The organism is Massilia eurypsychrophila (assembly GCF_002760655.1).
In the GTDB taxonomy this organism is placed as follows: domain Bacteria; phylum Pseudomonadota; class Gammaproteobacteria; order Burkholderiales; family Burkholderiaceae_D; genus JAFCUW01.
The window spans coordinates 1-263 of sequence record NZ_PDOC01000117.1; the positions used below are offsets into that span (position 1 = coordinate 1).

The window sequence follows — 263 nt, forward strand, 5'->3', positions numbered from 1 at the left end:
GATCGCCGCCTTGTTGGCACCACTCTTGTCCATCGCGACCTTGTCCGGATCGCCGTTCGCTCCCATGGCCTTGTCGAAGAAGCGCTTCGCCGCAGCCATGTCGCGCTTCGCTGTCAGCAGGAAGTCGACGGTCTTACCCTGCTTGTCGACAGCGCGGTAGAGGTACTTCCAGACGCCCTTGACCTTGATGTACGTCTCATCCATACGCCAGCTGCCGCCGACCGGACGCTTGTGTTTCCGGGCCATCTTCTCGATGAGCGGCA

1 protein-coding gene is annotated in these 263 nt (G+C 61.2%); it reads right to left on the reverse strand.

All coding sequences use genetic code 11. The features are described from left to right. Positions 1–263 (reverse strand): DDE-type integrase/transposase/recombinase (locus CR105_RS27645; RefSeq protein WP_143752849.1); only part of this gene is annotated, 263 nt, incomplete at both ends.